Here is a 24,494-nt window from a genome sequence, read left to right as displayed (position 1 = left end):
CTTCCGGCTTTGCCGATTCAGGCGATCATGTTAGCCGCCTCCGGCAAATAGCGCCAATCCACCTCGGCATTCCCCTCCACGCCGGGCTCATCGCCGCTGATTCGATCAATGCTGGGAATGATCAGTTTCTGTTTAATACCCAAAGCCGAAAGATCGACCTCGGGATTGCAATGTTTTAGGAGCCAGAAGGGAATTGAAAATTTTTCATAGCAAAGCTTCCAATACGTTTCGCCCGGACCGACCTGATAGGGTTGCAACCCGGTAATACGATAAACGGCAAAGAAATCCTCCTGCAGGCGCTTGTGGTATTCATAACGCTGTTCTTCAAATGCAGCAACAGAGGTATGCTGCAAAGGGATTTTAAGCGGTTGCCCCAGACGCAGCGCCCCGCTGTTGCTCAGCCGGTTGAGTTTCCGAATCTGAGAAACGCTTACCCGCGCCCATTCAGCGTAACGGCCCAGATTTTCCTCGACTTCGACGTGAATAAGGGCCACCGGGCGGCCACCGACGCGCATCTTTTTTTGAATCCGCACATCGGCGGTAACCACTTCCAAATTGGGACGGTCGCCGCTTCCCGATTCAGCACCAGCAACCGCAGCGGCGTCCTTTTCAACCACATGCGTTCGGCCAAGGGGAATCACCGACGCCAAGATCGGTTTCGGATAGGCGAGCTGCTCTTTCGATTTCCCGGGTTTCACCGCATCGGCCTTTTCAGCCTGCGCCACGGTTGCCATTGCCACAGAAGGCTCTTTCCCGCCGGTCGTCTTCTTCGACCGGCGACCCGTTTTTTCCCCCGGACCGGGAATTCTTAACGCCTGTCTCGGGTAAAGCGTCGCCCGGTGGTCCAACTCATTCGCCGCTCTTAGCTCATCGAGCTTGATTCCGTGCGCTCTGGCAATTTTTGAAGCGGTATCTCCGGCCCGCACCGTATAAAAGCGGCTGTGCTTTTGGTCGGATTTATATAGGTCGGCGGGTATCTCAGCCAACAGAGAGGGGCTAACGTTCTTCCCGCCACTCGGCAACCGAAGGGCATACCCCTTTGGAATCAATTTTCGGCCCGCAATGACGGGCGGCCGCAACGCGGGGTTCATTTCTTTAATCCGCCGGCTCTCAATGCCATAGTGCCGGCAGAGATCCCCCAGCGCGACGTATTGCTTAACGGTAAAGGTGCGCGTGGGTGTCGGCCGATCCAAATCGATCTTTCCGAAATAGGTTTGATAATTGGAAGCGATTTCGCGGGCAGCCAGAAATTCCGAATAGAAATTGCGGGAAGCGAACTTGAAGCTTTTACTTTGATAATATTTTTGAATGGCCGGATAGTTGCCGTAAATGGCTTTGGCGCGCACCATTCCCCCCGTGCCGTGATTATAAGCCGTAAGCGCCAGCGCCCAGCAGCCCAGAGCGGCATAATTTTCTTTGAGCAGTTTCGCAGCGGCCCGGGACGATAAAATAGGATCGAGCCTCTCATCGACCGCATAATCCACCCGCATGAAGCGCTTGCCGGTAGCGGGCATAAACTGCCACATGCCGGCAGCGCCGAACTTGCTGTATGCGTTCGTGTTAAACGAAGATTCGACATGGGGCAAATAGCACAGATCCTCGGGAAGGCCTTCTGCCCTGAGAATTGCGCGAATCTCCTCAAGATACGCGCCGGAGCGAATCAGCCCGGCCCTAAAGCGATCTTTTAGCCCCAATTGACAGCGAATGCGTTCGGCCGCACGTCTGTAAGTCTTCGAATTCCCCTTGGCCCCGAATAACCGGGCCACGCGCCGTGACTCGGCATCCATTGCTTTTGGATTGCGGGCCAACCGGCGCAATAAGCCCGAATACTTCTCGATCGCTTTATTTTTCCGTTTGCTGTTGATCGCGTCCGAGCCGGGCGCATCAAACGGCGCCAACTCGACCACTTCATAAATGATATTCAAGTCTAAATTGTCGTGAATAATCCCTTGAGAGGTGGAATAGCGGGAATAGACCTTCTTCCAGAACGCCACATTGGGGACAATGCTCTCGTATTTCGGAAAAGGATTATAAGCCCAACCGATGTCCGAGCCACTCATCAGGAGAAACAAACCGAACCAGGCCATGACATTTAACGGTACAAATCGGCGCATCCGGATCTCCTCAAGGTCTGATTGATTCAAAAAAGTTACATCATTGCCATGCCATTAGCAGCGGCACCGTTCGTATTCTACATATTGATGGATTTTTGCGCGTTTATCAAGACGGAAGTTACGCCAAATCAACAAAAAAGAGGGAATACTTCCCCTGAAGCCCTTTGCCCTATGGAAAATTTTGATAGCGCACCTCTCGTGTCCTGCACAGCTTCATGGCGGCCGGAAAACCGCCCTTCCGATTTTATTCCGACTCGCTTCTCTCCTTTTTGAAAACGATGAGACAACTCAGAGGTTGCCATCGTCATGAGAATGCTCACGGTCCTCAGAAAAAGAAACCCCACGCGTCAGCGCCTGCATGCTCAGCGTCACCATCCGGTTGGATTGAGTGAAAAACCGGTTGGCCATCAACAACCGGGTCACTTCGTGCTCCCGGACCGTTCCTTCTGAAACGGCTTTGGCGCACGACCCGATGAATCGTTTGTCCACCGCTTCCACTGACTGGAAAAAACTGTTTAACGCCTCATTTATGTTTCCATCACCGGGCGCCTGAACGACCTTTTCGGCTTGTGCTACCAGCCGCCCCAGCCGCGCCTTAAAGCCCCGATAAGCCTCGATCATGAACGGGTTGTCGTCCCTGCCGATCTCTTCGATTTCGGAAAGCAGCTCGAACAAATTCTTGGTTGCGTTCATGATGCTGCGGCTCGACCGGATCACCGGTTCCAATTGCAGCGCCTCGGTTTCTTCTATTTCATGAGCCTGCATGCGGGCATAAAAGGCGAATATTTCGGCATGCAATCGCTCCAGATCTCTGTAATGAATGGCCGTAACGCTCAGCGATGGCGTTAACGATTGGTCGAAGACAGGGAGCGAAGGGTGCGGGCTGAGACGATACCTATCGGCGATGAAACCAAGTGACAAGTCCAATTGATGCAACACCTCGTTGCGCAACGCAACGGTGGCCGCCTCCGGCACCTGGGGAGAAGTGTTGTTGATAAATCGGCTCAATATGGTTCGCTCTTCGGGAAAGAAGCGTTCCAGATAACGCACAAGCACGGGAATGGCCGGAAAGAAGAGCACAACCCCGACAAGATTGAAAAGGGTATGGAACGCGGCGATCCCCATCACGGCATTGTCTGACGGATCGAAAAAGCGGCCAATAATCCAAAAGGCCGGAGACAGCATGGGCAACATCACCAGGGCGGTCCCCGTGTTGAAGATCAGTGAACTGAGCGCCGTCTGTTTTTTTGCCGGAATGCCGCCGATGGCGCCGATCAGAATAGTCACCGTGGTGCCTACATTGGCGCCGATCACCATGGCTGCTGCCTGCCCAAAGTTGATGATGCCGGCAAAAAGCGTGGTGAGAATCACGGCGATGGCAGCGGAACTGGACTGCATGATGGCGGTCAGCACGATTCCAGTCAGAACATACACCCATAGGCCCAGGTTTGGCAGCGTCGACAGATCGATGGCAGCCGCAAGCGTTTCCACGCTGGTTTTCATGTAATCCAGGCCCAGAAAGAGAAACCCGAAGGCCGCCACGATCTTGCTGAGATGGACATAGCGGGGCGATTTACCCAGCGCGATCAAACCGAGTCCACCCAGGCCGGTCATGGGCAGGGCCAGTGCATCGATCTTTATCGAAAACCCGAACACGGCCACGATCCAGGCCGTAAGGGTCGTACCCACCATGGCGCCCATGATGACCGCAATGGCATTGCCCAGGGTCAGAAGCCCGGCGCCCACAAAGGCCAGCACCGTGAGCGATACTGCAGAGCTGCTCTGAAGCACCGCAGTACTGAAAAACCCGGTGCATAAGGCCTTGGCCCTTGTGCCGGCAAACCGTCGGATCATGGCCTTCAACGACCGCCCGGCTAATAACCTGATGGATTCTTCCATCATGAACATCCCGAACAGGAAAATGCCCAGTCCGGCCAGAAATTTCCACGCGTCAAACAATGGTCATACGCCTTTGGATTTCAAACTTTTGGCTCACCCGCTTAAAGATCTCCATCACCAGCAACACCCCCATCGCCAGAGCCAGCATCAGAAGCCACTGCGTAAAGGCCACCGGCTTGGTTTCCAGGATTCTCTGCATGAAAGGCAGATACATGCTCAGAATATGGATACCCTGGGCCGCCAACACCCCAAAGATCAAGATGACATTCCTTCGCAGCGGCACCTTTAGTGCGGAAGTCGACTCGGACCGGCAGTTGAACACGTGAACGTTCTGGAGTAGAACCATGGAGAGCAATAGGAGGTTGCGGGCGACGGCCTCGTCCATCATTTGCACGCGCACCATCCAGTACCAGGCACTAAAAGCCAGCGCGCCGATGGTCACACCCGAAACAACGGTTTGCCAAATCATCTGGGCGTCAAAAATAGTTTCGTCGGGTCTTCGGGGTGTGCGTTTCATCGCACCCGGTTCACCCCCCTCAAAGGCCAGGGCGACGTCTTGAATACCATTGGTCACCAAGTTGAGCCAGAGTAACTGAACCGCCAGCAAAGGAATGGGCAGGCCCGCAAAAATCGCCGTGGTAAACATCAACACCTCCGCCGCACCGGTGGAAATGAGCAGGTAAATCACCTTGCGCACGTTGTCGTAGGCGAATCTTCCTTCTTCGACCCCGGCCACGATGGATGCGAAATTGTCGTCGGCAACGATCATGGAACCCACTTCCTTGGCGACATCCGTGCCCGAACCCATGGCCACGCCGATATTGGCCCGCCGCAGGGCCGGGGCGTCGTTGACCCCGTCGCCGGTGACCGCCACAAATTCTCCCCGGCGGATCAACACATCGACGATTTCCAGCTTCTGCGTCGGCGAGACACGGGCAAACACATGGGTCGATGCCACCAGCTTTTCGAAAGCCGGACTGTCCGGCGAACCGGCCTTACTCAACTGCACGCCCGTAACCACCGGCTCATCGTCATCGGACAATCCCAGTTCTTTGGCGATGGTGCCGGCGGTGGCGGGATGATCTCCGGTGATCATCAGAACCTGAATGCCGGCTGTCTTGCATATCTTCACCGATTCGACGGCTTCCGGACGCAGGGGATCGATGAATCCCACCAGTCCGTAAAAAAGTAATCCGGAAAGGGGTATTTCTTCCGCAAGGCCGCCGGATGAGGCGCTTCCGGTTTCGCCACCGGCCACGGCCAGCACGCGCAGTCCTCTTTCCGCCATGGCTTCCGCCTGCCGCTCGATGGCCTCCCGGTCAAGATCCGCCGGATTGCCGTCCCGAGCCATGCCGCTGCAAAAATCCAGCATCGTTTCCACGGCACCCTTTGCAGCGACATATCCGGTGCCGTCTTTTTCAAAAAAGACCGCCGAATATTTCCGTTCGGATTCATAGGGGACTTCCCGGATGATTCGGACCTCGCTTCTTACCTGTTCTGGATTTAGGCCCATCTTGACGCCCATGGCAAGAAAAGCCACATCCATCGCATCTCCGCGATGTTTCCAGATACCTGCTTCTTGGACGAGCGACCCCTCGTTGGCCAGAATCGATAGTTCCGCCAACCGGCTCAGCCGCTCCCGATCGGCGGAGGATATGGTTTTGCTTCCGCCCGCCGAAACTTCTCCTTCGCCGTTGTACCCCTCTCCGGAAAACTCGAAGGTTCGCCCATCCGCCAAGACAACGGTACGGACGGTCTGCTGGTTGACGGTCAGGGTGCCTGTCTTGTCGCTGGCGATCACCGTGCAGCTTCCGAGGCTTTCAACCGCTGTGAGCTTGCGTACGATGACGTTTCGGGCGGACATTCGTTTGGTGGCGATGGAGAGCGCAACCGTGAGCGCAACGGGAAGGCCTTCGGGAATGGCCGAAACCGCCAGGGCCACCACAAAGAAGAAAATCGCCGTAAGATCTCGGCCCTGGGTCCACAGAAGAAGTGCAAGACCGGCGCTGATCACCAGCACCAGGATGCTGATGTGTTTGACGAACCGTTCCATCCGCAGCACCAGCGGGGGTTTACCGCTTTCCGATTCGGTGACGGTTTGGGCGATAATGCCCACCTGGGTCTCTGTACCGGTGCCGACGACGATCCCGATCCCCCTGCCGGAGGTAATGGTCGATCCGGCAAAGGCCATGTTCTTGCGGTCCCCCACAACGGTTTCTTCAGGCAGTGGCCCAGTTGTCTTTTCCGAAGCGATGGATTCGCCGGTCAGAAAGCTTTCGTCGGCCGCGAGGCTGTTGACCTGGAACAAACGCAGGTCGGCCGGCACTTTGTTGCCAGATTCCAGAAGCACAGTGTCGCCCGGCACCACCCCTTCGGCGGGAATGTCCACCTCCTTGCCCCCTCGTCGCACCCGCGCCATGATCTTGAGCAGCCGCTGGAGGCCGGCGGCGCTCTTTTCGGCCTGATACTCCTGATAGGCCCCCAGGCCGCTGTTCAGAACAATGACGATGAGAATAAACACGGCATCAACGCCTTCCCCGATGGCCAGCGAAGCGACTGCCGCCGCCAACAAAATGAATATCAGCGGGTTGAGGACCTGATGCAGCAGGATGGCCCAGATCGTGGGCGGTTCCTTGACGGGCAGGGTGTTGGGTCCGTAGTATACCAGCCGTCGTTCCGCCTCCTGATCGTCCAGCCCATCCACTCCGGACTGAAGCTGCTGGTAAACATCCTGTTCTTCAAAGGCGTGCCATTTTTCTTCACACAACCGGCAGGCATGTTCTTTTTGTTTCATTAACTCCTCTCAATGATGAATGAGCTAACCGTCGTTACCGGAAAATGTCTCGTCACACCGGATATTCCCGAAGCATTTCATGGATGCCTTTGTGCATGTCATACCAGAATTCGTAGGCGGCGGCATGCTTATCGCGTGTGAAAAACTCGATCCAGCGGTCCAGCTCAGGGTGGTTGGCCCCGTCGATCCGTTTTTTGTTCTTCAGGAATTCAAACACCATGTCCATGTTACGTTCCGACTCCCAGAACACGGATGCATTCCGGCTGGTGATGCGGCTTGCAGTCAGGGTGATCGAGCGCAGAAACGCATCCTTTTCCCCGAAGAGGTTGTTCAGGATCTCGGGAAGCAGTGTTTCCGCCCAGGCGCGGTGAAAACGGCAAAACCCGAGATTGTCCAGTATCAGCTCCTTGAGCATGCGACGGGCATTTTCTCTTCCCAGTTCACGGGGCGGCAGGAAGTCACGGCCGTAGTGCATGTAATATTTGCCCGTGATGGCCATGGGCGCTAAAGCACCGGGTGTCCAGTACTGGTTGGGAACCATCCAGCCCTGGCGGGCAAAGGCATTGTATACGAATCGATCCAGCACCGCCCGGCCCTTTTCCCGTGATAACCGGCGTGCAAATTTCCGAACCCCGAATTGCAGCGATATTTTCCCGCCGGGCAGAATCATCTGATTCAGGAGCGCCATGCCCAGTTCGGCATTATGCATGGAATCGCTCACCACATCAAACGTCGCCATCTCCCACCTGGGCTTTTGAGTTACACCCAACGATGCCGGTGTGATCAGACCATCGTCCAGGCAATCCATGAGCCAGGCAAGGGTCCCACCGACGGAAATGGCATCGAAACCCAAGCGGTCGGCATGGTGGTTGAGTTGTTCGGCAGCCCGCTGATCGAAGACGCCGCATAAAGGGCCCATGGTCTGGTAGGGCTCATAGTCTTTCTTGAATATGCCATGCATTTTTTTACACACCGCCGCACAAGGTTCTCCACACGTCCGCTGCTGTTTGGCTTCTATGGTCTCTTCATTGAACTGTTTGAGGTAGTGGTTCAGGATAAACCGTTCGTGAAGATCTCGCCGCTTTTCCTGACGCCAGTGGATGGTGCGATAATTGAATGCCAGGATATCGCCGTCCATGGCGGCGTAATTGATCCCGAACGTACCGCCGGTATTGAATTTCGGGTCGTATCGGTACTTGGTGGTGGCCTCCATGTCTTTGGCTGCCATGCGCTGGTTGAATTTATCCTGAAACCATTCGTCCGCCACGGAGCGATCGCGAAAATCATCGTCGATATGCGTTCCGCCGTAGATGATGCCCAAAAGACCGTGCTCCTGAAACAACTTGCTGCCGAAGCCCCCCCTGCCAGCCCAGGTGTCCACATGAGTCAGTTCCCCCTTTTTCACCGGAGCGGACCCAATGGCGCCAAAATCGGTAAAGCAGGCGGCCGGACCGACGGCCAGCACCCGGGGATCCTTTTCATACCTCGGACCGAACATTCGGATGGCGGCTTCCATTACGGCATACACTCCTTGGCGGCCGGATTCCCAGATCTGTTCGGGTACGACCTGAATCAGTTCCACTTTGATTTCTTCGCCGTGGCTGCGGTTCAGGTACAAAAGCGAAGGATGCGGGGCTTTGCCGACCAGGCTGAGCATATTGATCCCGAGGTTGTCAAAAACCAGGGCCGCGCCACCCATGGAGGAGACATAAAAACCGTGCCAGCAGGGAGAGATGCCTGCGAATATTAGCCGGTTGGATCCGGGAAAAACAGAGCCGGCCAAAAGCCCGGCGCCGATGGTCAAGGCGTTATGCTTGAAGGCCAGATGAATCCCCAGGTCCACGGGGCCGAAAAAATCGCCGACACGGTAACGTTGCATGCGATAAAAGCCGGTGGCTGCATCCAGCATCAGCACTTTGAGTTCATGTTTATTGTCTATCATGGGATACCCCTCCTTGATCAGACGCCAACGGCAAACTCCCCCGGTTGCGGCCGTTGTCGACGGAATTATGCGTGATCCTCAATGCTGCTTGCCGCGCAGGAACATTTTTTTCGATTCCGTAATCAGTATAATCACCAGGGCTCCAACGGCGCAGATACCCAGTTCTGCCGGCCGCAGCGGCATGGTGCGAAACACGGTGTTAAAAAACGGGACATAAATAAGGATCAACTGCAGGGTCAGTGTGATACCAACGGCCACCAACAACACCGGGTTGCTGAGCCAGGATTGCGTGAACAACGATTGCGTTTGTTTGCGCACACACAGTGCATAGGCCATCTGACAGAACGTCAGCATCGTGAACACCATGGTCTGCCAGGCGTTCGAACCTGTTCCGCCATCCCAGAACCAGTACCCGGTCCCCACCGAGATCAAGCCGATGATCAGGCCCATGACGAGAATCTGCCAGCCCAGCCCGCGCGCGAAAATGCCTTCCCGCGGATTGTACGGCGGCCGGTTCATCACATCGCGCTCGGCTGCTTCGAACCCCAAAGCAACGGCCGGCACGCCATCGGTCACCAGATTGATCCATAAAATCTGAATCGGCAGCAGTGGCAGCGGCATCCCCATTAGCGGGCCGGTAAGCATAACAACAATTTCACCGGCATTACCGGTGAGGATGTATCTGACGAATTTGCGGATATTATCGTAAATGCGGCGGCCTTCTTTGACGGCGGCGACGATGGTGGCGAAATTATCATCCAGCAGGACCATATCGGAGGATTCTTTGCTGACGTCGGTCCCCGTAATCCCCATGGCCACACCAATGTCGGCTGATTTCAGCGCCGGCGCATCGTTGACGCCGTCGCCCGTCATCGAGACAATCTCATGCTGAGCTTGCAGCGCGTCGATGATGACCATCTTATGCTTGGGCGAGACGCGCGCAAAAACGGAAACCTCCTTGATTTGGGCGCTGAGCGCGTCGACGGTCATCTGGTCCAGATCCTGCCCGGTCAGAACCGTATCGGAGGTCGTCAGCCCCAAATCCTTGGCGATGGCGACAGCCGTCAGGGGATGATCGCCGGTGATCATAATCGGGCGAATCCCGGCCTGCTTGCACAACCGGACGGACTCAATCGCTTCGGGACGCACCGGATCGAGCATGCACGCCATACCCAGAAAAACCAGATCCTGCTCGTAGCGCGCCGGTTGGTCCAGCTCGTCGGCATCCATCAACCGATAGGCCAAACCCAGCACCCGAATGCCGTTTTTCGCCATTGCGGTGTTTTCGGCTGAAATCTCCTCTTTTCTCTTTTCGCCCAGGGATTGAACAACGCCGTTTATCAGAATTCGGCTGCACACCTCGATCAAGCCATCGGTCGCCCCCTTGGTCAAGACCAAATGATCGGCGGACCTCTGGTGTCCGGCGGCGGCAAGAACCGGGTGCAATGTCTTTTCCTGGGAAGACGACGGCAGGACGTGAACGGTGGACATGCGTTTACGCTCGGAGTCAAAGGGCAGTTCGCGAACACGCGGCAGCATGGCTTGCAGATCGCGTTGCACCAGTCCCGCCTGTTGGGCCGCAAGCACCAGTGCGCCTTCGGTGGGATCGCCAAGAATGCCGTTTGGCGAATTTTCGTCAATGACAGCATCGTTGCATAGCGTCCCAGCCAGCAACAGCAGCCCAAGATCATCATCACCGCGCTCGGCCACCGCTTCATTAAGGGAATACCGGCGATCCGGCAGCACCACGTCCGAAACCGTCATTTTATTTTGCGTCAGGGTGCCGGTTTTGTCGGAACAAATTACGGTCACCGCGCCCAGCGTTTCCACGGCCGGAAGTCGCCGGATCAACGCATTTTTCTTCAACATCTGTTGTGCGCCCAGCGCCAGAGCGATGGTGACGACAGCCGGCAGGCCTTCTGGGATGGCCGCCACCGCCATGCTGATGGCGGTCATGAACGTCTCCTTCAAGCCCGCACCCTGCAGATAGATCATGCCGGCAACGATGATGATCAACACCCCGGCGGCCATGGCCAACGATCTGCCAAGTTTCGCCAACCGCCGTTGCAGCGGGGTTTGTTCATCCTCCACTTCCTGAAGCATGGTGGCGATTTTACCCAGTTCGGTCTGCATGCCGGTATCGGTGACCACGGCCTCGCCGCGCCCGTAGGTCACTACCGTTCCCCTGTAAATCATGTTCCTGCGGTCGGCCAGGGCAAGATCGCCGTCCGGCAGCGCGCCGGTACCCTTGTCCACCGATTCGGATTCGCCGGTCAGGGCCGCTTCCTGGACTTTGAGATTTGCGGCTGCGATCAGTCGGGCATCCGCCGGCACAATGTTTCCGGCTTCGATGAGCAGGATGTCGCCCGGCACCAGGTCCTTGGCCGTAATCTGCCGCTCTGCGCCGTCACGCCGAACCCGCACATTGGGCACCGTCATTTTCTTTAGGGCCGCCATAGCGTTTTCGGCCTTGAATTCCTGCCAAAACCCCAGAATCGTATTGAGCACCACAATGACGAAAATCACGATGGCATCGATATATTCCCGCAGCGCCGCCGAAATGACCACGGCGGCCAGCAGAATCAGGATCATGACCTCCTTCACCTGGGCCAACAAAATCCGCCAGGCCTTTTTCTTTCCCTTTTCGATCAGTTCGTTGGGGCCGTATTGCTCATAGCGGCGGCGGGCTTCTTCGGAAGCCAGGCCCCTCCCGGACGATTGCAGGTTCTCTGCAACTTCGGCTGGATCAAGCTGGTGCCAGTTGACCGGTCTGCCTCCTTTTTCACTCATGGTTTTCCTTTCCTCATGGTGCCGTCGGCCATGGCGAAGGCATTGACCGTCCGGGAAAGATATACCTTTAAGTCGAATTCATGCCCGTCGATCTTACGGTGACCACCGGTAAGCCTTTCGAGCCGCTTTGCATGCGGGTTGTCGGGCGGGGCCACCTCGTGCGTCCGGTCGGACTGCTGCGCAACCTCGACAGCCAGACGTTGAACGTCTTCGTCATCCAGGGTCACCGCCCGGACGGCATCCGCCCCGGCATGAGGATCAGCGCCAGACGGTTGTTCTTCACCATCTGGCCGATGGCGGCCCGATAGTTGAAATGCTTGATGATATCATCTACGTTCATTAAAAAACCGTTGATGTAAGCGCGGAAATTCTCCTCCAGCAGAGTGTGGTCCTCTTCATAGACCTTGCGCAGGGTCCAGTCCGTCTTGTTGGAGAACGGGACAGTGCTGGTTTCCAAGCCTTTCACAAGCTTGGCAAGCTCTTTTTCAGTGAGTTTGGGTCGCTTGGTCAGGACTTCGGCGGCTCTCTCCCTCCGCCACTTGATAAGTACACACGCAAGACGACGGACCACAATGATGGGCAAGACGACCTTTTGGTATTCGTAGGCCTTGAACTTGCCGCGCAAACGCTCGGCGGATTTCCATATCTCGGCGGCCAGATTGTCGAGTTTGGGTTTATTCAGGAAAAGGGCCATCAGTTCTCCTCTCCGCCAAAGAACTCCTGCAATAGGTCTTGGCTGCGGTCGCCCAAACTTCGCAGCAAATCCTCAATCTGCTTCAGCGCCAGCGGAGAAGGCTTTGCACGACCATTCTCCCATCGGTTGATGGTCGGGTAGGTCACGCCGAGCTTGGCCGCGAATTTTTCTTGTGTGAGCCCCGTTCGTTGCCGAAGCTCACGAACTAATCGGGATAGGTCAGCCAGGGCCTTCAATGTCGTTCTCCTTTTAGATCCGATATGGACCTGAGCGAAACAAGGTTCATATCACGCTCCCCAACAGATGATATATCATACAATAATAGAATTCGAAATCAACCGCAATTTCAGAGCTGATTGTCGTGACGATTTGTAATTACCAGAAAGTTCGAAACCTAAATTCGGGCACCCGGATGACACCGGGCTGTTAAACAAGGCGACTCGAAAAACGGAGAACGGGAGAATTCGGAAAGGACATTTTCGGTGGGCGCACGCAACCCTCAGGATTGCACCCGAACCCCAGGCGGTGGGTTTCGAAATAGAGAATCAGGGTAAATGTGCGGGCGGGCGTAAGTCGGCGTGGACACGCCAGAAACGACGAGACCCCGAGGGGATCACCCCACGGGGTCTTGCGTTAAACAAGAACCGCTGAAATCAGCGGATTGAATTTTGGCTCCCCGTGTGCAACCCTCTTCATAACCATTCTCGTTCTCCGGCTGTTAACCGAAAACCTTCAATATCAAATGGTTATCAAGGCAATATCAAGATTGTAAAAATTGACTTTACGGCGAACCTGCCGCCCACCTTCATTTTGAACTACCGAGGATTACTCGGTGGTTCCCTTTCAGGTCAACTCGCCTTCTTTGCATATGTTACGAATGTGCAAGCCGATGGTGTCCGTATCCTTATCGAACCGCTGGCCCTGTAAAATCCGGCCGTCTCAAACCGCGGATCGGGCACCGGGACCGAAAGGCCGCGGATTTTCATTGCTGCCTGGAAGCGATGCTTCATCTGCGCGGCTTTCCCGAGCGCGATCATGAATTCGGCGGATTCATCACCGATATGCCCCTCCATTCGCAGCACATATCCCAAGTAGCCGTGGCTCCGCTAGTCGGAGGAACGCAGCAACCGGATGCGGGGCTGCACGGATAGGATTTTTCCGGACCATCCGATTTTATTCGTTCTCACGATCCTCCCAAGTTGTTTTTGCCTTCACCTTGTCGATAAGAAACCGCACGCCCTGGTTGTCGGACGGGTTCAGCCAGAGCATCTTCTCAAATATGTGCTCCGCATCGTCAAAGCGCCCAAGCCGCCAGAGACACAATCCATAGCCGTGCATGCAGCGCAGAAACGGGCGGTTGTCGATCAGGCCCCACGCTAAGACGCCGGTAAAGTCGTCACCCAAAGACAGCTCGCCGATGCACAAACCGACTTCGTAATGGTGGACGGCATCCTGGGGATGGTGGTCAAAGACGAAATTGCCCAGATGCGAGTGGGCATCGAGACAGCGCAGGTCCGCCTGGCACAGCTGCATCAAGATCTTTTCCGCCTCTGTCCGCTCGCCGGCATCTTTGAGGTCGTTGGAGCGGGTGATGGGGTCATTGAAAGGATCATCAGGGTCCTCGCCGGGCAGCACCTGTTCCATCTCGAACATGGGGCGTGGGCCGTGGGCGATGATCGGCTTGGCCCATTCCTCGATGGGCTCGCCTTCTTCTCCCCAGTACTCTTCCTTGGGGTCCCACATGCCCATCTCTTCAAGCCCCAGGGGAACCAGATCAAGGACCTTCACGTCGATCCGGGTCGATTGAATATCGCCGGAAAGATACGGATGACCGCCGTAACGCCACTGCTTCCGGGGTGTCACCGTGACGATGGCGCCAGGCACCACCTCCCAAAGGCGGTTGGCACGCAAGGTAATGATCCGGTCGCTTCCCAGCAAACGGCATCGGGCGGCCCGCTCCATGACCGACAGGGCGACCAATTCGACCGGTTTGCTCAGGTCGATGTCATCGTCGGTGGCCTTGTGCTGCCGCACGCGACGGGAAGGTGTCTTGGCCTCGGCAGGGTAAGGCTCGAGGTTGAGCCACCTGCGGTAGGCGGCGATGTAACGCGCCCCTGCCGAAGCCTTCGGCAGCACGACCTCGGAAATCGCAATTACATATTCCGTCCCGTCCTCGCGACGGCACTTTGCCGTCAGACCGCGCCGTTCGTTCCCGTCATAGTCTATTGCGATCACTGAAACCGGTTCCCCGATGACGAAACCGTCGGCAGGCAGGGCAATGTCTTCCTCAAAGGCCTGCCGAAAGGCCCAGAGCTGTTCATCATCGCCGTACGCATCGACGGTGATCTCCGCGATCAACTCGTCCAATGCGCCGAGTTCCTTGCCCCTATTGGAATTTCGCGTGCCCATCTTTTATTCTTCCTCCCAGATACCGGCTTTCACCAGACGTTGAATCAACGCCTTGCGTCGCAGGTGGCCGGCCATGAACTTTTTCAATTCGTTTTGGAATTGCTTTTTGGTCGCAAACAGATCATAGGCTTCGGCGATGTCGACAAGTATACGGCAGGCCTCGTCATACCCCCGCCCCGATCCGCGCTCGACGGGTTCTTTGACCGACGCCCAGGCCTTGGGAAAATCGCTGGACAGGTTTTTCAGGTACGCCTTGCGTTTCTCGCGGCGTTTGATCTCCCGTTGCTTGCGGTCTCGTTTTTGTTTTTCCATCCGGATTAGACGCGCCTTTTCGGCGTTCTGCCGCAATTCTCCCAACGTGCGCCGGGGTGCGTCGGTATCGCCCGTCTGCAAGCCGCGCCGCCAGGATGCGAACCGGTTCCGGATGGACCGTTCGGCCTGCTGCCCCTTGCCCTCCAGCAATTGTTTCAGGATCGAATGGACTTCTTCTCTTGGCAGGGCATCGATCCACTTTTCCATTTCCCGTCGTGAAACTTCCGTCTCCTGCGCAGCCGGGCTGCCCATGCCGGCACCCGCCAGAAGGTCCGGGTCCACCTCCAGAAATTCGGCGAGCGCCTGCTGGGCCGCAGTCAGGTTTCCCAATCCGCTCACGGACAGAGGCTCCGTCTCATCGTCATCCATCATCTCCCCGGCTACGGCCGGCAGCCAGCCGATGTACAGACTGCGCAGATCCCCGCGCAGCAGTTCATCACGAACCGGGGCCAGACGCGCCATCCATCCGCGGCCGTCCTCCATGCCGAAGCGGTCGTAGTTTTCCGACTCCTCCAAACGCCAGGTAATGATCCAATGGGTCTTGGTGGGATTGATATCCAACAGGTAAGGCGCGGCCACGGCCTTGGCCGTCTCTCGGGTCAAGGCCTCGATGGGCAGCCGCACCATGAAAATGGCCGTCATCCAGTTGGCCACATAGACATGGGCATCGAAATAACGCTGCATCATCTTTTCGGGGTCGCCCTTGAAGTCGCCCCAATTGTATTCGTTGGTGAAGCTGACCGGCGTAATCGTTGCCCGTGTCGAGAGCGCCCGCAGCTCGGCCATTTCATCTTCCTTCAAAGGCCGGTCAATGGACAGAAATTCGTAATACTGATATTCGCTCATGGTTCTGTTTTCCAATTCCAATCGGCCGTATTCCAAATGGCATTATTCATAGCTGTTGAAGAACAAACAGGTTCCAGAAACACCATGAGGCGAGTCACGACTTCAGGGAAAGTCGGAGACAACTGTAAACGGCTTCGTCGCAGAAATGCTTTCCATTGGGCTTTCTTATCCCTGTTTGTATAAAAATCCTGTGAAAAAAGCATGCGACGGTCTTCGAGTTGTGTCGAGCGTCGGGCAAAGGTCGTCATAATCGCCTCCCGCAGTGTTAAGAGAGAAAAGGTTTCCCTTTCCGCCAGAAATAGAATATCATAGATATCTTTCATCCGGCTGGTCAGGATATTTAAGGAGACCAGAGCTTCAAATTTTTCCGCAATGGCGGATTCTCGAGAGTACACCAGCAGGTTTGGCGACGGCTGGTCATCCAATAGAGTTGGGAAGTCCATCTCAACTGGTCCGGGTACAACCGTATCACCAAAACCAATATCCAATTGCAGCATCTTTCTGGCCGCTGTCAGTCGTACCTCAAGTTTCACCCGGACTCCTTTATAGTCGGTGCCCTCCGTAATTTGTTCGACGATGACCGATTCGTGGTTAAACCTTACGCCGTCATCAAGGTCGATACTGGCAATAGCAACAACTGCGTTTCGGATCTCGTTTATCTCATTAGGGGTTGAAAAACCGAGAAAATCGATATCCTTGGTAGGACGCAGCAGCGACATTTCGTAGGCAAGAAAGAGAAGAGCCCCTTTAAGGATCAAATTTCGGCGATAGGGAGAAATCGACAATCGGTATAGGAATCGCTCTTGCATATACTGAAGCAGCAACGCATCAAAATCGCGCCCATTTGATCTGGCTATATTCAACAGTCTCGCACGGACGGATGCAGCAATATCTTTGGTTGCTTTCGCCATGTCACGTCACCAGGGCTTTCAGGTAGGGCATCATGACGGTTTTGGCCTGACAAATAGCGGCATATTTCAGAAGGCGTGCAGTGTTGGCGTCTTTCTGCTTCAGATACTGTTTCAGTGCTTCCATGGCCAGGTCTTCACCAAGTTTTCGGCGGTAACGAAACATATCGCAGATTGTTTTTTCCTTCCCGTAAACCCTTATTTCACCAGCCGGTTCCCGAACAGATTCGATGCCGGGAGTGTAAAACCGCTCACGAAAGAAAAAGGGCTTGATGGGTGGATAAAAAATCCGGGGCGGTTTGGCTACATGGGGAATGGCCACATGGACCTCCGAAGGGTTGAAGGTGGTCAGTCCATGGAAATCGAGAGCAGACAGCAGGCAAATAATCCCCCCAGGAATGGCACGGCAAACTTCCACAAGTCCGGCATGCTCCCCTGACGCACCATATTCCGCGAGGCGATAGAGTCCGGGCTTGACTCGCTCAATGCGCCCTTGGTCAACCAGGGCTGATATTTCACGGGTCTGGAACCCTGCGGCACGAAGCTCCTTCATTCGGGCATAGCCGCCGGATGACTTGATGTATTCCGTTATACTGTCCATGTTTCTCTCGAATCGTTTTGACTGCCAATGTATACTATTGGCAGAAATATTTCAAGAAGAAACATTAAAAGCTGCCCATTACGCTACCTTCTATCCATAAAATTAGTTCGTAGGTGGATGAACTGGCAGGATTTATAGGGTGGTCGCAAAAGCGGTATAACTACTTGATATAAAAAGAAACCCGGCCATTACTGGCCGGGCATGGATTTTGGCTCCCCATGTGCAACCCTTTTCATAACCGTTCTCGTTCTCCGGCTGTTAACCGAACACCTTCAATAACGGGTTATCAAAGATCAGGGCGCTCCCGGTGGGGCGGAGGCGGCGTTGAGTCACATTTCCCCGATTAATAGGCTTCATTCCCAATACAGTTCTCTTGCCTGAGATGAATGAAAATATTGTTTCCCTTGATATCCACTTGACTCCGATACTTTTTAGTGGGGCATGATGCCAAGCGGTTTTTCCCATCCAGATTATTTTTACTGGTTCAAGGCCTCCACCTTGCCACTTGCAATCGCCAACTCATCTTTTTTGAAAAATGACAGCCAGATGGCACGCAACAAAAACACGAACAGCACAATAGCCCCGGCGGAAAAAATGACGTCCGGAACCAACCGTGCCCAGCTCAATGCGCGAATCACAGGTCCGGATGTGATTTCCGGGCTACGAGCAAAACACAATCCATATTTGACAGCGAAATAAAGCTGATAAAACCCGGAGGGAATCAGACTGAAAACAGCCATGCTCGCCAACCCGCCGTTAAGCCCCCAGAAGCTCCATTTCAGCATTTTATCCAACTTTATGTTTTTGTTATATATGTGGTCGCCATATGCGCTAATCCTCCCAGTGGATGCACTCTGCGGGACATGTCTCGATGGCCTCGTCGATACATTGCTCCGGTCCACCCTCGGCGGTAATGACAAAGGCTTTTTCTGCCTCATCATCGAAGCCGAACACGTCAGGACACAGTTCAACACAACTTTCGCAACCGATACATTCTTCCGTATCAATGTAAACTTTCTTGCTCATGCCCTATCCCCCCAATATTAAAGCCGTCTCATTGCCTCATATAAACTTGGTTTGTTACTCACCACGAATCATGACCAGCAGCATTTTAAACGGTGTTTTGGCATGAAGGGCATGGGCGATATTGGCCGGCATAATCAGCATCTCACCGGCGACAACATCCTGCGGCTGGCCACCTATGGTGATTTCCGCCTTGCCGTCTAGGATATGAACCACTGCGTCGAAAGGTGCTGTGTGCTCACTCAGCCCCTGGCCCTCATCAAAGGCGAAAAGCGTTATGTTGCCAATATCTTTCTTTATAAGCGTTTTGCTGACAACGGAACCGTCAGCGTAGTCGATGTATTCTATCAAATTGAACGCCTTGCCTTTCGCAGCGCTGGATGTGTCGCTCATATAGCCTCCCATGCCGATGTGCCTGAGACGCCGTCTGCATTATCGCTGTCCGACGTCTCAGACTTTTAAACTACCTTCTCAAATTCATCCTTGCCGACACCGTAGATGGGGCAGACCCAGTCCTCGGGCAACTCTTCGAAAGCAACACCCGGTTCGATGCCACCCTCCTCGTCGCCTTCCGCGGGGTCGTAAATGTAATCACAAGGGATACAACGCCATTTGTCCATGATTACTACTCTTTTTCCACTCAGTTAGTTTCCGGCCATCATAGCCGCGATGTCTTCTTCGACGGTGCCGATGGGCTTGATGTCGAATTTCTCAACCAGCACGTTGGCCACGTTGGGCGACAGGAAACCCGGTAGCGTCGGCCCCAGACGGATGCCCTTGACACCCAGGAACAGCAGGGCCAGCAATACTGCCACCGCTTTTTGCTCGTACCATGCAATGTCGTAGGAGACGGGCAACTCGTTAATGTCGTTCAGGCCGAAAGCCTCTTTGAGTTTCAGGGCGATCACAGCCAGGGAATATGAATCGTTGCATTGCCCGGCATCCAGAACGCGGGGAATCCCGCCGATATCACCAAAGTTCAACTTGTTATAGCGGTATTTGGCACATCCTGCGGTCAGGATCACCGTGTCCTTGGGAAGGTTCTCAGCCACTTCGGTAAAGTAGCTGCGAGCCTTCTGACGACCGTCGCATCCGGCCATGACCACAAAGCGCTTGATGGCTCCCGATTTGACGGCGTCGATGACTTTATCGGCCAGGGCCAGAACCTGATGATGAGCGAAACCGCCTACGATTTTGCCGGACTCGATCTCTTGGGGCGGTGCGCATTGCTTAGCCCGCTCCACAACAGCAGAAAAATCCTTTGCCCCGCCTGCCGCCCTGTTCGCGATATGTTTGGCTCCCGGATAGTTAACCACGCCGGTGGTGAACAGCCTGTCGAGATAGGTGTTATCCTTCTTTATTGGTATCAGGCAGTTGGTGGTCAGCACGATGGCACCGTTGAAGGATTCGAAATCCTTGTTCTGGTGCCACCACGATCCACCATAGTTGCCGATGAAATGGTCGTATTTTTTGAAAGCGGGATAGTAGTTGGCCGGCAACATCTCGCCGTGGGTGTAAACATCCACACCCGTTCCTTCGGTTTGTTTGAGCAGTTCCTCCATGTCTTTCAGGTCGTGACCGGAAATCAGGATACCGGGATTTTGGCCCACGCCGATGTTCACTTCGGTGATTTCAGGATTGCCATAGGCTTTGGTGTTAGCTTCGTCCAGTAAGGCCATGGTGTTAACGGCGCACTCTCCGGCCTTCATGACCATTCCGATCATTTCGTCCGTCGAAAGTTCTTTGGTGGTGGATGCCAGGGCCTCCATGAGAAAGCCATAGATGTCGTCTTTTTCATGGCCGAGAATCGCGGCATGATCGGCGTAGGCGGCGATGCCCTTGCCGCCAATGATCAGAAGCTCTCTCAGGGATCGTTCATCCTCGTTCTGAGCGGCCGTGATGCGAACTTCATCCGACATGGCTTTGGCCACGATTTCTTCTTTGTCATCCGAAGCCCAGATGGCACAATCCGGTAGCTCGCCGGATATATCCGCCCCGAGCTTCTCCTTGACCGCATCGCGAGCCTCGAGGGCTTGCTTGATCCGGTCGATGATTACATCATCGTCCCAGGCCACGTTGGTAATGGTACTGAAAAGGGCTTCACAGATGAAGCGGCCGGCGTCTTTGTCCACCGTGCCTTTTTCCTTCAACTTTTCCCCATAAACCGAAATCCCCTTACACACGTAAATGAGCAGATCCTGAAGATCAGCGGTCTCCTCAGGCTTGCCACACACACCTTTGACGGTGCAACCGGTGTTCTTGGCTGTTTCCTGGCACTGAAAACAAAACATGGTTCTTCCTCCTTATATTATGGTTTAATATTTTCAATATCTCTCGCTCATAACCTTTCCACAGACAAAGAGATCGTATCCGTTTTATATTAGATTTGTGTTCCTATCCCGCGTCTTATTGGGCTTGGAAAACTGCCATATTTCTATGCGGTGCCCTTCCGGATCAAAGATATAGAACACCCGTGCATCCCATGGATGCTTCATAAGCTGCGTCGGTCTCATACCAATTACTTCCATATGATCTCGCGCCGCTTCAATATCATCGACTTCCAAGGTGATAGTGACGCCCTTGCCCCCGCAGCCTTTGATGGATGATCGTTTTTCGTCGGCTGCTCAATCTCGACATTTCATTTAAGCCAAATTCCACAAACCAATCCGTGGCAAATAAAACGGGCAATTTCAACTGATTCCTGTAAAACTCAACTGTTTTTTCCCATTCCTTACAATAAAGAATTGTATTGGTTGTTATCAGGCAATTTTCCATCATCAACCAGTATTTCCCACTGATCTCTTTAGGTACGTGTTCTGCAATCGATCCAAAAGAGCATGAAATTCATCGTGTTTTCCAACGCCGATACGCTCGCGCTCAAGCTGCTCAAACGCCTCAAAAAGTTCGGTGTCCTTCTTTGCATCCAATTTGGCATCTGCCATGGGAAAAAGGACCGTGTTCTCTTTGGCGATATGTTGGGTCAGCAGTGCTACATATTCGTTGATGATCCGTTGGACGTTCGCGGCGTTTGCTTTGTCCCTGGATTTGTTTTCGATCACGGCGTCTTTGAGTCTGGCGACAAGCTTCCGACCTTGTTCGTGTTCGCTAAGCATGACCCCAATCGGGCCTCCTTCCCGTGGCACACCTGCGACTTCCAATGCCGGAAATAGAAAGTCCTCTTCCTTGCCGTGATGGCATTTGTCGACGAAAATCGTCAAAAATTCTAAAATACCATCGAGATGTTCAGTATCGACGCTTTCACCATGTTTCAATTGATCACCCACTGTTTGTAAAACCCGTAGCATGAGCGCTATTCCCTCATGTTCTTTTTTTAGCTCCTCCGTTGCTTTCATTGTAAAGCCTCCTTTGGTACGGCCACCTCATCCTTTTGAAATAGCAACTGTTTTTTTCTACTTTATCGTCTGCAAAAATAGTCATCCTACCTTGCCTTTGACAATAAATATTCTTTAAGGGCGGCGGCTTGGTTGAACTGGTTGTCGCGAGCCGAAAAGAGAAGGGTGACGCGTCCTTTCGTCGCGAGCTCATGAAGTTGATTCACCAGCCCTGGCTTCTTATCCAATTCGGAAAAATAACGACTCCTGAATTCTTCCCATCTGGAACGATCATGATTGAACCATTTTCGGAGAGATGTGCTTGGGGCTGCATCCCTTAGCCACAGATCCGCTTTCAATCTTTCTTTGGCCATGCCCCTTGGCCAGACTCGGTCTACCAGGATGCGAACCCCATCTTCCTTTTCAACTGGGCTATATACACGCTTCGACTGAATATCCATTTTCGTCATTGGAACTCACAAGCTATTTCTTAGAAACCCGGCCCACAGCATATTTTATCTGAAACCATTCTCCTTGTGCTTTTCCGCAATCGCGCCGGCCAACTTATCCAGAGCTTCAAAATCATTCTCCGAGGGAACCCCTTTGCAGAGAACGGGTTCCAGCACTTCGACTTTCAAATTGGGAATCATTCCCGCAAGTGTTTCCACGGTCTTGCCCCCCCAGCCATAGGAACCGATAATGGAAAGAAACTTTGCCTTGGGTCTTAAGGCGTTCGCCAGCAAGGTTGCATAGGCGGCTAAAGGATGGGGGCCGACCAGAACAGTCGGCACGCCCACGACAACGGTCGCGGCATCGACAAGCGCCATGGCGAGTTTTCCGATATCGGTGACAGCCAGATTGAACAGTTCGACGCGAACCCCTCGTTCAACCAGGCTGGACACCAGGTGGTCCACCAACTGCCGGGTGCTGCCGTGCATGGACACAAAGGGCAAAACAACCAAATTGTGGGGCGCGCCCATTACCCAGTCCCGATAAGCGTCCCTGATCCAGGCCGGCTGGTCGTAGATCTGGCCGTGGCTTGGGGCGATCATCTGAATGTCATAGGCTTTGAGTTTCTCTATATTTTTTGTAATCACATTGCGAAAGGGCATCATGATCTCGGCAAAGTACCGTTTAGCCGCTTCGTACACACGCCCTTGGTCAGTCACGAAAAGATCGGTGGTCGCGATATGGGAGCCGTAGAAATCACAACTGAACAGAATGCGGTCTTCTTCCAGGTAGGTCACCATGGTTTCCGGCCAGTGGACCCAGGGTGTGTGGATGAACTTCAGGGTCTTGTCACCAAGGGATAACGTTCCACCGTCTTCCACGGTGACAAAAGCGTTTTGGGGGATCTTTAAAAGGTCTATGAGCATCCCTTTGGCTTTAGGGGTCACAACGACCTTTGCTTCGGGAAACCGTTCAAGCACACGAGGGATGGCTCCGGAATGGTCCTGCTCGGCATGATGTGAAACGATAAAGTCGATTTTGTCCACCCCATCCAGTTGCGCCAGCAATTCATCGGCCATGAGCGGATCGACCGTGTCCAGCAAAACCGTTTTTTCGCTGCCCTGAACCAAATAGGCATTGTAGGTCGTGCCGTCCGGGAGCGGAATGAGCGAATCAAAAAGGCGTCTGTCCCAGTCCACGGCCCCCAGCCAATAAACGTTTTCCTTGATTTTCCGTTTTTGCATGAGTGCACCTCCTATCCATTAAATATTTTTAATCAAGCCCGGAAAGTTCGCAATCGAAACCGCGCCTTCGGAATGCCCAATCAAGCTCATCGATCACGGCGTCATCCATCTGACTGAGATTTGCTCACTGTTGGTCTGTTCTTTTTTATTCTATGATTTCTATCCTTAAATATGATAATCACCGGCTGCTTCTGGTTGGTAGTGGATTTGTTTAACCATACGCCTCTTTATGCCGGTGGGTACGTTCCACTCTATCATATCTCCAACTCTATACCCCAATACGGCCATGCCAATGGGAGCCAAAATGGATATTTTATTTTTACTTATATCCGCATCTTCAGGGAATACAAGGGTATATTTTGTTTCCTCTCCCGTATCCAGATCTTCAACAGAAAATTCGGAGTTCATGGTGATCACATTTTTAGGTACCTTTTCCGGCGCGATGACACCGCAGTCAGCCAGTGCGGTTTGCAGTTCATTCAGGTATTTTTGATCTCGGATATTGATATCATAGGATTCTTCAATAAGTCTTTCCAATCGTATCAGATCGAATTCTGTGATAAAAATTGTTCTTTTTTCCATGTCTAAAAAGTTCCCCTAAAGTTAAGCTTTTTTTTGCAAATGCCGTCTTCGGAACTTACGCTGCCTTTTGAGGCCATTTCGGCGAAAAAGGTAAACACTTGGTTCCTCTGTCCATTGGGTTCTTGACAATCGTGAGCAACATCTTGAAGGGTTTTACGGCATTTACGGAATGAGGCACATCCGCGGGCATCACGACGACTTCTCCAGACTTGGCAATCATTTCCTTGCCCCCAATCGTCAAAGCCACCTCACCGTCCACGACCTGGACCATAGCATCGCCGGACGTGGTGCGGGTGCTCAATCCTTCTCCTTGATCAAAGGCAAAGAGGGTCATGCTCAATGCATTGTTCTCGACGAAAGTGCGGCTTATGACTCTTCCTTTTTGATAATCTACGAGGCCCGCAAGGACGTGGGGTTCTGAAAATGGGATATTTTTGATAAGATCCTTTCTATTCATTTTTCCCTCCACTTCTGCGGGGAAAAAAAACTTAACACTTCGTTCCTCCGCAATATTTTTTCACATACTCTTAAGCAAAACGCTCGTACATTCGCCT

The 24,494-nt window shown here is 53.8% G+C and carries 23 protein-coding genes; all 23 read right to left on the bottom strand.

Going from position 1 to position 24,494, the window contains the following annotated elements:
• Positions 1-17: 17 nt before the first annotated feature.
• Positions 18-2,114: a LysM peptidoglycan-binding domain-containing protein gene (locus RBT11_12865; protein MDX9787668.1), complete on the bottom strand. Its 2,097-nt coding sequence runs from the start codon at positions 2,112-2,114 to the stop codon at positions 18-20.
• A gap of 288 nt (positions 2,115-2,402) precedes the next feature.
• The gene (locus RBT11_12860; protein MDX9787667.1) at positions 2,403-4,073 is read right to left on the bottom strand and encodes a Na/Pi symporter; all 1,671 of its coding nucleotides are present in this window, start codon (positions 4,071-4,073) and stop codon (positions 2,403-2,405) included.
• The gene (locus RBT11_12855; protein MDX9787666.1) at positions 4,066-6,807 is read right to left on the bottom strand and encodes an HAD-IC family P-type ATPase; all 2,742 of its coding nucleotides are present in this window, start codon (positions 6,805-6,807) and stop codon (positions 4,066-4,068) included. The genes RBT11_12860 and RBT11_12855 overlap by 8 nt, the downstream gene beginning before the upstream one ends.
• 52 nt (positions 6,808-6,859) lie before the next feature.
• Positions 6,860-8,749, bottom strand: coding sequence for an aldehyde ferredoxin oxidoreductase N-terminal domain-containing protein (locus RBT11_12850; protein MDX9787665.1), 1,890 nt, complete (start codon positions 8,747-8,749; stop codon positions 6,860-6,862).
• Between the two features lie 78 nt (positions 8,750-8,827).
• On the bottom strand, positions 8,828-11,539 hold the full coding sequence (locus RBT11_12845) for a cation-translocating P-type ATPase (GenBank protein MDX9787664.1): 2,712 nt from the start codon (positions 11,537-11,539) through the stop codon (positions 8,828-8,830).
• The gene (locus RBT11_12840; protein ID MDX9787663.1) at positions 11,536-11,766 is read right to left on the bottom strand and encodes a hypothetical protein; all 231 of its coding nucleotides are present in this window, start codon (positions 11,764-11,766) and stop codon (positions 11,536-11,538) included. The genes RBT11_12845 and RBT11_12840 overlap by 4 nt, the downstream gene beginning before the upstream one ends.
• Positions 11,763-12,233: a type I restriction-modification system subunit M N-terminal domain-containing protein gene (locus RBT11_12835; protein MDX9787662.1), complete on the bottom strand. Its 471-nt coding sequence runs from the start codon at positions 12,231-12,233 to the stop codon at positions 11,763-11,765. The genes RBT11_12840 and RBT11_12835 overlap by 4 nt, the downstream gene beginning before the upstream one ends.
• Positions 12,233-12,469: a helix-turn-helix transcriptional regulator gene (locus RBT11_12830; GenBank protein ID MDX9787661.1), complete on the bottom strand. Its 237-nt coding sequence runs from the start codon at positions 12,467-12,469 to the stop codon at positions 12,233-12,235. The genes RBT11_12835 and RBT11_12830 overlap by 1 nt, the downstream gene beginning before the upstream one ends.
• A gap of 937 nt (positions 12,470-13,406) precedes the next feature.
• Positions 13,407-14,642, bottom strand: a complete 1,236-nt coding sequence (locus RBT11_12825) for a cytoplasmic protein (protein ID MDX9787660.1) — start codon at positions 14,640-14,642, stop codon at positions 13,407-13,409.
• Positions 14,643-14,645: 3 nt separating this feature from the next.
• Complete coding sequence (locus RBT11_12820) at positions 14,646-15,800, bottom strand: hypothetical protein (GenBank protein MDX9787659.1); 1,155 nt, start codon at positions 15,798-15,800, stop codon at positions 14,646-14,648.
• A complete protein-coding gene (locus RBT11_12815; GenBank protein MDX9787658.1) occupies positions 15,797-16,711 on the bottom strand; it encodes a nucleotidyl transferase AbiEii/AbiGii toxin family protein in 915 nt (304 codons plus the stop codon). Before RBT11_12815 ends, RBT11_12820 begins: the two co-directional genes overlap by 4 nt.
• A 1-nt stretch (position 16,712) precedes the next feature.
• Positions 16,713-17,309 (bottom strand): type IV toxin-antitoxin system AbiEi family antitoxin domain-containing protein, encoded by a 597-nt coding sequence (locus RBT11_12810; protein ID MDX9787657.1) that lies wholly within the window; start codon positions 17,307-17,309, stop codon positions 16,713-16,715.
• Between the two features lie 476 nt (positions 17,310-17,785).
• Entirely contained in the window at positions 17,786-18,094 is a 309-nt protein-coding gene (locus tag RBT11_12805; GenBank protein MDX9787656.1) for a hypothetical protein, read from the bottom strand.
• A 46-nt stretch (positions 18,095-18,140) separates the two neighbouring features.
• On the bottom strand, positions 18,141-18,335 hold the full coding sequence (locus RBT11_12800; GenBank protein ID MDX9787655.1) for a ferredoxin: 195 nt from the start codon (positions 18,333-18,335) through the stop codon (positions 18,141-18,143).
• Positions 18,336-18,389: 54 nt separating this feature from the next.
• The gene (locus RBT11_12795) at positions 18,390-18,725 is read right to left on the bottom strand and encodes a cupin domain-containing protein (protein MDX9787654.1); all 336 of its coding nucleotides are present in this window, start codon (positions 18,723-18,725) and stop codon (positions 18,390-18,392) included.
• Positions 18,726-18,790: 65 nt separating this feature from the next.
• Positions 18,791-18,952, bottom strand: coding sequence for a rubredoxin (locus RBT11_12790; GenBank protein ID MDX9787653.1), 162 nt, complete (start codon positions 18,950-18,952; stop codon positions 18,791-18,793).
• A 24-nt stretch (positions 18,953-18,976) separates the two neighbouring features.
• Positions 18,977-20,623, bottom strand: coding sequence for a hydroxylamine reductase (gene hcp, locus RBT11_12785; GenBank protein MDX9787652.1), 1,647 nt, complete (start codon positions 20,621-20,623; stop codon positions 18,977-18,979).
• 84 nt (positions 20,624-20,707) lie between these two features.
• On the bottom strand, positions 20,708-20,845 hold the full coding sequence (locus RBT11_12780) for a hypothetical protein (GenBank protein ID MDX9787651.1): 138 nt from the start codon (positions 20,843-20,845) through the stop codon (positions 20,708-20,710).
• A gap of 264 nt (positions 20,846-21,109) precedes the next feature.
• Complete coding sequence (locus tag RBT11_12775; GenBank protein ID MDX9787650.1) at positions 21,110-21,685, bottom strand: hemerythrin domain-containing protein; 576 nt, start codon at positions 21,683-21,685, stop codon at positions 21,110-21,112.
• A gap of 86 nt (positions 21,686-21,771) precedes the next feature.
• Positions 21,772-22,134 (bottom strand): DUF488 family protein, encoded by a 363-nt coding sequence (locus RBT11_12770; GenBank protein ID MDX9787649.1) that lies wholly within the window; start codon positions 22,132-22,134, stop codon positions 21,772-21,774.
• Between the two features lie 45 nt (positions 22,135-22,179).
• Positions 22,180-23,358 carry an FprA family A-type flavoprotein gene (locus RBT11_12765; GenBank protein MDX9787648.1) on the bottom strand — a complete coding sequence of 393 codons (1,179 nt, stop codon included), beginning with the start codon at positions 23,356-23,358 and terminating at the stop codon, positions 22,180-22,182.
• A gap of 165 nt (positions 23,359-23,523) precedes the next feature.
• The gene (gene rnk, locus RBT11_12760) at positions 23,524-23,940 is read right to left on the bottom strand and encodes a nucleoside diphosphate kinase regulator (GenBank protein MDX9787647.1); all 417 of its coding nucleotides are present in this window, start codon (positions 23,938-23,940) and stop codon (positions 23,524-23,526) included.
• A 55-nt stretch (positions 23,941-23,995) separates the two neighbouring features.
• Positions 23,996-24,397 (bottom strand): cupin domain-containing protein, encoded by a 402-nt coding sequence (locus RBT11_12755; GenBank protein ID MDX9787646.1) that lies wholly within the window; start codon positions 24,395-24,397, stop codon positions 23,996-23,998.
• Between the last annotated feature and the right edge of the window lie 97 nt (positions 24,398-24,494).

Source organism: Desulfobacterales bacterium, from assembly GCA_034003325.1.
GTDB lineage: Bacteria > Desulfobacterota > Desulfobacteria > Desulfobacterales > JAFDDL01 > JAVEYW01.
This window is presented reverse-complemented; position numbering and strand designations above follow the sequence as displayed.

Excerpts from the sequence above, each read along its gene's own strand:
- RBT11_12865 (MDX9787668.1), bottom strand. The coding sequence starts at position 2,114 with ATGCGCCGATTTGTACCGTTAAATGTCATGGCCTGGTTCGGTTTGTTT.
- RBT11_12855 (MDX9787666.1), bottom strand. The coding sequence starts at position 6,807 with ATGAAACAAAAAGAACATGCCTGCCGGTTGTGTGAAGAAAAATGGCAC.
- RBT11_12850 (MDX9787665.1), bottom strand. The coding sequence starts at position 8,749 with ATGATAGACAATAAACATGAACTCAAAGTGCTGATGCTGGATGCAGCC.
- RBT11_12845 (MDX9787664.1), bottom strand. The coding sequence starts at position 11,539 with ATGAGTGAAAAAGGAGGCAGACCGGTCAACTGGCACCAGCTTGATCCA.
- RBT11_12835 (MDX9787662.1), bottom strand. The coding sequence starts at position 12,233 with ATGGCCCTTTTCCTGAATAAACCCAAACTCGACAATCTGGCCGCCGAG.
- RBT11_12825 (MDX9787660.1), bottom strand. The coding sequence starts at position 14,642 with ATGGGCACGCGAAATTCCAATAGGGGCAAGGAACTCGGCGCATTGGAC.
- RBT11_12820 (MDX9787659.1), bottom strand. The coding sequence starts at position 15,800 with ATGAGCGAATATCAGTATTACGAATTTCTGTCCATTGACCGGCCTTTG.
- RBT11_12815 (MDX9787658.1), bottom strand. The coding sequence starts at position 16,711 with ATGGCGAAAGCAACCAAAGATATTGCTGCATCCGTCCGTGCGAGACTG.
- RBT11_12810 (MDX9787657.1), bottom strand. The coding sequence starts at position 17,309 with ATGGACAGTATAACGGAATACATCAAGTCATCCGGCGGCTATGCCCGA.
- RBT11_12805 (MDX9787656.1), bottom strand. The coding sequence starts at position 18,094 with ATGCTGAAATGGAGCTTCTGGGGGCTTAACGGCGGGTTGGCGAGCATG.
- RBT11_12800 (MDX9787655.1), bottom strand. The coding sequence starts at position 18,335 with ATGAGCAAGAAAGTTTACATTGATACGGAAGAATGTATCGGTTGCGAA.
- RBT11_12795 (MDX9787654.1), bottom strand. The coding sequence starts at position 18,725 with ATGAGCGACACATCCAGCGCTGCGAAAGGCAAGGCGTTCAATTTGATA.
- RBT11_12790 (MDX9787653.1), bottom strand. The coding sequence starts at position 18,952 with ATGGACAAATGGCGTTGTATCCCTTGTGATTACATTTACGACCCCGCG.
- hcp (MDX9787652.1), bottom strand. The coding sequence starts at position 20,623 with ATGTTTTGTTTTCAGTGCCAGGAAACAGCCAAGAACACCGGTTGCACC.
- RBT11_12780 (MDX9787651.1), bottom strand. The coding sequence starts at position 20,845 with ATGAGACCGACGCAGCTTATGAAGCATCCATGGGATGCACGGGTGTTC.
- RBT11_12775 (MDX9787650.1), bottom strand. The coding sequence starts at position 21,685 with ATGAAAGCAACGGAGGAGCTAAAAAAAGAACATGAGGGAATAGCGCTC.
- RBT11_12770 (MDX9787649.1), bottom strand. The coding sequence starts at position 22,134 with ATGACGAAAATGGATATTCAGTCGAAGCGTGTATATAGCCCAGTTGAA.
- RBT11_12765 (MDX9787648.1), bottom strand. The coding sequence starts at position 23,358 with ATGCAAAAACGGAAAATCAAGGAAAACGTTTATTGGCTGGGGGCCGTG.
- rnk (MDX9787647.1), bottom strand. The coding sequence starts at position 23,940 with ATGGAAAAAAGAACAATTTTTATCACAGAATTCGATCTGATACGATTG.
- RBT11_12755 (MDX9787646.1), bottom strand. The coding sequence starts at position 24,397 with ATGAATAGAAAGGATCTTATCAAAAATATCCCATTTTCAGAACCCCAC.